Source organism: Sodalis-like endosymbiont of Proechinophthirus fluctus, assembly GCF_001602625.1.
Taxonomy (GTDB): Bacteria; Pseudomonadota; Gammaproteobacteria; order Enterobacterales; family Enterobacteriaceae.
The window spans coordinates 20638-27907 of record NZ_LECR01000022.1 but is presented as its reverse complement, the minus strand read 5'-3'; the positions used below and the strand labels follow the sequence as shown (position 1 = coordinate 27907).

Annotated in this window: 4 pseudogenes; 3 read left to right on the top strand and 1 reads right to left on the bottom strand. The window is 46.5% G+C overall.

Features of this window, described 5'->3' with window-relative positions:
* Positions 1–657: 657 nt before the first annotated feature.
* Positions 658–3195, bottom strand: a pseudogene (locus BG74_RS20280) (iron-containing alcohol dehydrogenase).
* A gap of 2160 nt (positions 3196–5355) precedes the next feature.
* Between BG74_RS20280 and BG74_RS16005 the strand changes: the two are divergent.
* The 3 pseudogenes from BG74_RS16005 to BG74_RS16000 form a co-directional block, all read left to right on the top strand.
* Positions 5356–6053: pseudogene (locus BG74_RS16005) on the top strand (ABC transporter substrate-binding protein); the annotation flags it as partial.
* A 101-nt stretch (positions 6054–6154) separates the two neighbouring features.
* Positions 6155–6957: pseudogene (locus tag BG74_RS20275) on the top strand (ABC transporter permease subunit).
* Between the two features lie 43 nt (positions 6958–7000).
* A pseudogene (locus tag BG74_RS16000) lies at positions 7001–7270 on the top strand (peptide ABC transporter permease); the annotation flags it as partial.

Here is a 7270-nt window from a genome sequence, read left to right as displayed (position 1 = left end):
CGGAGGCGTTTAGCGCTGTTTGGCCTTGTGAAAAGTGTCGATACTCGCTCTGTCTCCCGGTTATCCCAGGGGAGCAACCCTGATGAGGTGAGGATAGAACGCCTAGCTGAGCTGTTGACTTAGGCTCTGCTTGGTACGGCAAGGGTACCACGCTTACCTGTTCATGCCAGTAGGTATTATGCGTACCAGTAGGTATTATGCGTACTCGAAGCCGCATTTAGAGGAGGATGGCGAAGATGACCCCCCGCCTAGGGCCCTATAGCCGTTGTATGCTGTCCGTGGTTAGCGATAGCTTGACGCTCTCTCCGTGAGCGTTACGTTCAGAAAGCGGGATCGGTACCGCCTTGCCGGACGCCGCAGTTTCCCCGCGTGACCTGCCACGAAGATTGGCAGGAGTATTCCATTTTCAGACCACGTCTTTGCTCCTGCTGTGCGCCCCACGGCGGCAGCTATGTCTCTCCTGTGTGGCGCACTATAACACAGCGTCTTTCCCCGGGCGCGCAAAACGGCGTTCTGCATAAGCGATGCCTTTACCGCCGGTATGTTACAGAAAAAAACCACAGGAAGTCAACCCACGGTGGGGTGGTTTAGGGCCGTTACGGCCCTCTAGTGAGACTGGTTAACCGCGGCACAGCAAAATACTGCGCCTCAGACCAGTCAACTGGTAACTTTCTTCGCTTTCTCTTCGCTCTTGGACGCCAGAGCTCTAACTTTAACATCCCATGCGGCGAGGCGGGGCTCGATGACGACTTCTACGACTTGTCGAAGGGTTCGACGAACCTGCAGCCGTAGTAGGTATTATCTAGCAAGATTTGCTTCAATTCGGCAATCAGCGGATAGCGCGGGTTGTCGCCGGGTGCACTGATCGTCGAAGGCGTCTTCCGACAGTTTATTCACTTTGGATAGGAAGGATGCTTCTTGTATGCCAGCTTTACGAAGTGACGTCTGTCTGGATACCGAGTTAAGCTTAATTTCATCCAGCTACTGCAGCGGTTTTTAAATTTTCTACGCAGTGTAAGTTGCCCGCTACGGCTCCTAATACCCCAGATGATCGGCTATTTTCATCGTAGCGATGGCGTGCCTTCGGACGATCGTACTAGCTTGGTCGGATTATCTTGGCGTTGTAACGAATAATATTGCTTATCAGCATGGCATTGTCCAGATCATGGGGAATGTAGGATTCCGAGCTCAATTTGTTATGGGCAATTGAGTAATATACACCCAGAAGAAGGAGTTGGCAAGCGTGATACCGGCAATGGTAGCGGCGTTTATGTATACACTCCCGCGCGATCGGGTTTTTGGCGCCGCCACGGTAGCTGGCGGATAGATACTCCTTCAAAAGCTTCAGCGTCTGGTCGTCGGAGAATTCTGTCATCATTATGGAAACGCAGGTTTCTAGGGTGTGGGTCACCGTATCCAGACCAAAGGTGCACAGGGATTTAGGCATATTTTATGGTCAGATTAGCGTCGACAATCGCCATGTCCGGCGGCAGGGCATAATAGTCAGCCATTGGGGTATTTCTGGCCGGTGACATCATCGGTCACCACAGCGAACGGTGTGACTTTAGAACCGGTGACGGAGGTGGTAGTAATGGCGATCATTTTCGCCTTCACGCCCATTTTCGGGAATTTGTAGATACAGTTATCCATAAGGCTTATCGCCAACTCATAAAATGGTTTTCCGGATGTTCATACGTCACCCACATGATTTTGGCATCATCCATCGGTGAACTCCCGCTCTAGGGCGATAATGATGTCCGGCTTGAAGGAGTTCATCTGCGTCGTACCTTTACGCACGATGCTTAAGGCAGGGTCTGCTTCAACTTCAAAGAATACTTCGGTTTCAATATCTTGTTTTTTCAGCACTAAGGTAATCTAATCTGCATAGCCATTATTGAACAGGTAGCGGTCGGTCACGATAAAAGCGCGTTTGGCACCATAGCTGGACACTTTTTCAAACTCAATCGGAAGAGGATCGCGACGAAATAGATATATTTCAGAATGTTATGCCACATCATATTTTCAGCTCGCTTAGCGACAGTTTTGGTATTGATGAGGTGTTTCTGGCCTGCGTTTTCGAAAATCTAGTTACCACCCTAGAGTCAGCGACGGGGCCAGATTGAAGTTATACAGATCGCCGATGCCCGCTTTGCGAGGCTGGCGTATTGATACGAATATGCGCGGTTTTCATCTTGTCGCCGTAAATTTTACGCGCTCGCTTTGGTTGTCCTGATTGGTATAGAGACAGGAGGTGTGGCGAAAACTGCCCATCGCCACCAAAATTTTTCAGCGATTTCCATTGTGTCCTCGAAATCCCGTCGCGAGATACCTGGCAGGGGTAGGCGACAGTTTTTCGTAGGAAAAGGGTTCAGACTTATCCACCTTATTGACTTCGCCAATCAGGATTAGTATTGCTCAGTACGTACTGACCCGTCATTTCGACGATTTTCGCCGCCGACTTGTGACCTTTTAAGACCACCATTTTTAAGAATGATGTCAGAAACTGCATTCAGCTCCTAGCCCGCTCAGCTATAAGCCACCGTGGCTGGCGAAACGTTCGCGCGCCTGATCATACAGTGCTTCAACCACGACCATAGATTGCTCAGAGATGCAGATAACGCCTTATCGAAGGTTTTCGATATAAGGAAGGATAGAGGCAACGGCGCGTTCGATATCCACAATTTCATCCATCACGGCGGGGTTGGTTGCCGGTGTTGACGCCGATGTCGGGTGTAAGCGGCTTTCACTATGCCCGGTCGGCTAGTGGCGAGGATCAGGTTGATATCCGTATGGTGTATCAACTGATTGGACAGCTCCAATGACGATTCATCGATTCAGTCGATGAATCCTTGGGCTGTCCCTGCAGCAATGGTAGCGTACAACACGATGTCGGCAGTTTTGTTGGTGTCATTTTTGGCACAGGGATACGGCGAGAAGATGATCATCCCATTGCTGGTTTTTTCAGGTTGATGGGCACCTTGAAGTAGAGGTTGAAGTTGAGTTTGTCTTCTACGATACCCATACCGGATTCAGCCACCGCCATTTCGGCGAGCGGAATACGGGAATCTGCCGCGGCCAAAGCAGTCGCACGGGAAATCTTGTCTACCTGTTTCTGGGTAAAATTGGCATATTCGCACTGTGATTTTCATACCAGTGTAATAATGTATTGATTTCATCGACATTAGTAAAAACCATATTGCTCTCTTAATTAAAGTTAAAAATTGCGATAAATATGTTAAATAATTTAAACAATAAGTCTTGTGTTGACAATTATATAACAAATTTTCTCTTTCATCTGTCATTTGACACGTTGCTTTTTGACCTTTTTTGTCATGGCGTTTTACTTAACTAGTCTTCAGTTCGCCATCATTAACATCTTTTGATTTACTGTCTTATTATCTTAATTACATTATTCGCTTCCTTAATGCAAAGCTTACTTGGTATATAACGATGAATATGTGATCAGAAATAAAAAATGTAAGATGATACATTTCATCTCCAACAAAAAACGGTTTTTTACCTAAAAAATATCTTTGATCCATCGTATTCATCTAGTGGTTAATAACTATAATATAATGAAAAAATTTTCGTTTCCGAACTGCGAAAATAAAGAATTGTAAAAGGAATAGAATGCGCTTAAAAATAAAACTAATTACTCTTGAGAGAGTATAGTAATTTTATTTATCTGGCTACTAAGCAGAATAAACCGTTATTGATCATAACTTGAAGTGATTGCTGTAAGAGAAAGATCAAACGATGGCCTATATTACTACTGCTAATGACATGCTATAGGAATAGAATATTTTCTTACCAACACTAATAAGTTATGCATTAAAATTTTTACCCCGATTTATGTTGTTGATGATCCTGACAATATTTTTTATACGCCATATGGGTCCATTGACGACACAGTTGGCAGGAGGGGTATTTCCTTCAACGCCTGTGCCATTTACGCCACGGGATATCAGCGCAGGGCCACTAAAGGTAGTGGTGCTACACTAAAGGTAGTGGTGCTCCCGCCGTTGACGTTTTAAGCGCGTGGCGCGCTACACTGGGCCTGCTGCCGGCGGCGGGCTGTGATTAACCGATTCATTGATAGCAACCGTTACAAGCGGTGCAGTGGCGTTTGCAATATCAGGAATATTGGAGTCAAATAGGTCTTATGTTGACAATTATATAACAGATTTTCTCGTTCATATTTTATATGACCCGTTGCTTTTTTGACCTTTTTTTGTCATAGCGTTTTACTTAACCAGTCTTCATTAGAGCCTATCAAGGGCAACGGTAGGATGCAATTAACGGCAGGGTGCAACTAATAGTAGGCCCAATGGCAGCTAGTAGGCCCAATGGCAGCCGCCGCGCAGATTATCGCTCGCAATAGTGGCAGTCGAGCTATATCGGGCGCAACAGGGGACGTCAGGCTAGCGAAAGATACTGGCGGGCGTTACCGGATCGCAAGCCATCAAACCATGATGGTAATTCGGGGCTCTGCTCTCAGCAGACTCTGCCGGGGCAGCCTGGATAGGGGGATCTGGTGGCCATTGCCGACAAGAACAGACCGGGCCCGTTAAGGATGGCTTCTTTGACTTAAACTTTAAACGCCGCTGGTCAATGGCAATATCGAACGGAAAACAGCAAGCACTTAGTACCAAACACCAAGCACCAAGCAAGCGTCAACCGTCAACGCCTGACTACAGATGCTGTAAGTCGAATGTCGAACACCGAATGCCTAAACGGTAAACAGTAAACGTTAAACGGTAAACGCTAAAAGGAAATGCCACTAGCCGCTCGGAAAGAATCAGACGTCAGGTAGGGCGACGCTCTATCCGGTATCGATAGGGGAAGATAAGCGCTGGCTTGTTGAGCTGGCAGCGGGAAAAATGCGCGTGTTTCGCCGCGTGAATTATTTACGCAGGGAAACCCGGTCTTGAAATAAGACAGATTGCACCTTGAGAAATCAAAGCGTGCACCATTTTGCAGTAGGGGATAATTTCCGCGTGGCGTATGGCAAGAAAAAATTTTTAAGATATTTCAGCCATATAAAAATTAGTACCCTGCACGGTAGAGTTTTTTAACCTTTCGCGTTCAAGGGACTTATCACGATGAAATTCAGATAATTATTATCATTAATATATTTACCTTTTGTGTTTAAGATGCCGTTAGGATAGATTAATTATTTGATATATTGGACTATTGCAGTTGAAATCACAATGATAAAGGCCACGCGCATTGCCAAGGCGTGTTCCTGGATTGCCGTCGCGACCTTTTTACGGCGGTGATACGCCTTGTTCAACGTGCCAGGGTTAATACTGAATATCATAATAATACCCCGCTTCGTTCGCCTCAGTGGACTTGGTGCGCGTTCATACCGCGCTGAAGTTCAGATTGGATCGCGATATCATCGTCAACAAAGTGAAAGCGCAGGGTAATCCTGCTAGCTTACGGCTTTACGCCGCCGCCCCTACACCGACGGTGCCATGCTGACGGATGCGGAATGTTTTGGCGGGTCGCAGGAGAAGAGCAACGAAGAGGCGTGTAAATTATTGGCCGAGGCGAGTTACATAAAAATAAACTGCTGACCTTTGATTTACTGTACAACACCTTAGATCTGCATAAAAAACTGGCTATCGCCGTGGCGTTCATCTGGAAAAAGAACCTGGGCAATGAGTGTGAAGTTTGAGAATCAGGAATGGAAAACTTTCCTGGACACCCGCCATCAGAGCAATTTAGACGTCGCACGAGCCGACTAGTGTGCGGATTATAATGAACTTACATCTTTCTTGAATATTATACAACTCCAACAACTCCGATAACAGAATCCATTAAAAGAGTCCGGTATTTGACAAACTTGATTGTCCAGGCCCTGCAGGCCGGTTAGGAAGATGTCATAGCCAGATTCTATCAGCAGGTGGAAAAACAGTTGGATAAAGACTCGGCAATCGTCCTGGTGTATTACTATGGTAAGCCAGTTTAGTTAAAATTTACGTATGGGTTATACTGGTAAAGATTCTCTGGATAATGTGTATTATAAAGATCTATTCATTATCAAATAACAAGGATATTTGACGAGTGATAACAGAGCAGGCCGCTGGTGGTCATACCATTTTTGTCCTGCAAACACTTTATCGTCTACTACTATGTTATAGTTTTGGTAATGGTAAAGTTTATTCTTCGACGACTGCTGGAAGCGATTCCAACGCTGTTCACTCTGAATCACAATCTCATTTTTTTATGATGCGTCTGGTGCCAGATAGCATGTTTACCGGCGAGTAGTGATTTCGGCCCGTCGTTTAAATATTAAAGACTGCTCGGTCAACGATCTGGTGGCCAACTCATTCCCCGTCTCGGCCAAGCTCAGTCTGGCGGCATTTTTGCTGGCGGTGGTGGTTTGGGTAGCTGCGGGAAGTCGTGGCGGCCCTCAAACAGAATGCCAATGTGACGCCTATTGCCAATGTGATGCCTATTAATAGGTCAGAGAAAAGGGCCAGAGAAAGCACGACTATCGGCAAAATAATAAATTGGGATGGCCGCCATTCCAGTCGCTGGCAGGCAGCCATTTTATTATGATGGCAAAGCGAGATAGATAGCTAGCATCGCTCACATAACCCGCAGTTCGATAATTTAAGCACTACATTCCAATTTTATCCGCCCTTCGCGTGCCAAAGGGAAAGGGTTGCCGATGCGGCGGATTATTTTAAGCCACGCCTTGAAAGCTGCGGCGTCTCTGCCAGCTATTTCGTACATGGGCTAGTGTTTGTTGGTATTATTACCGGCTCGATGGTAATAGAAACAATTTATGGTCTGCCAGGGATCGCCCAGCTGTTTGTGAACGGCGCTCTTAATCTCGATTAAGAGCTGGTGCTGAGGCTGACAATTCTGGTAAGCACCTTGACCATCTTGTTTAACGCCATTGTTGATGTCCTGTATGCGGTTATCAACCCGAAAGTCTGTTATTGACTCTAGAGCGCGCAAATGATTGTAAGTAAAAAATAGCGAAGCTCTGGAGAAATGCAGTGAACAATTGGAAGGGAGGGAGGATCGCAGCCTGCGGACCGACGCCCGTCGGCGCTTCATCCATAACAAAGCGGCATTGACTAGCTTGCTTATCCTGCTATTGATTGCGCTGTTTGTAATACTGGCGCCCTCGCTGTCTGTTTTCTGCTATGACGATATCGACTGGTACATGATGTCCAACGCGCCGGATATCGCCTCCAAGTGCTATTTCGGCACCTATTCTTCCAGTCTTGATGCTGGTACAGCTGACTATCGG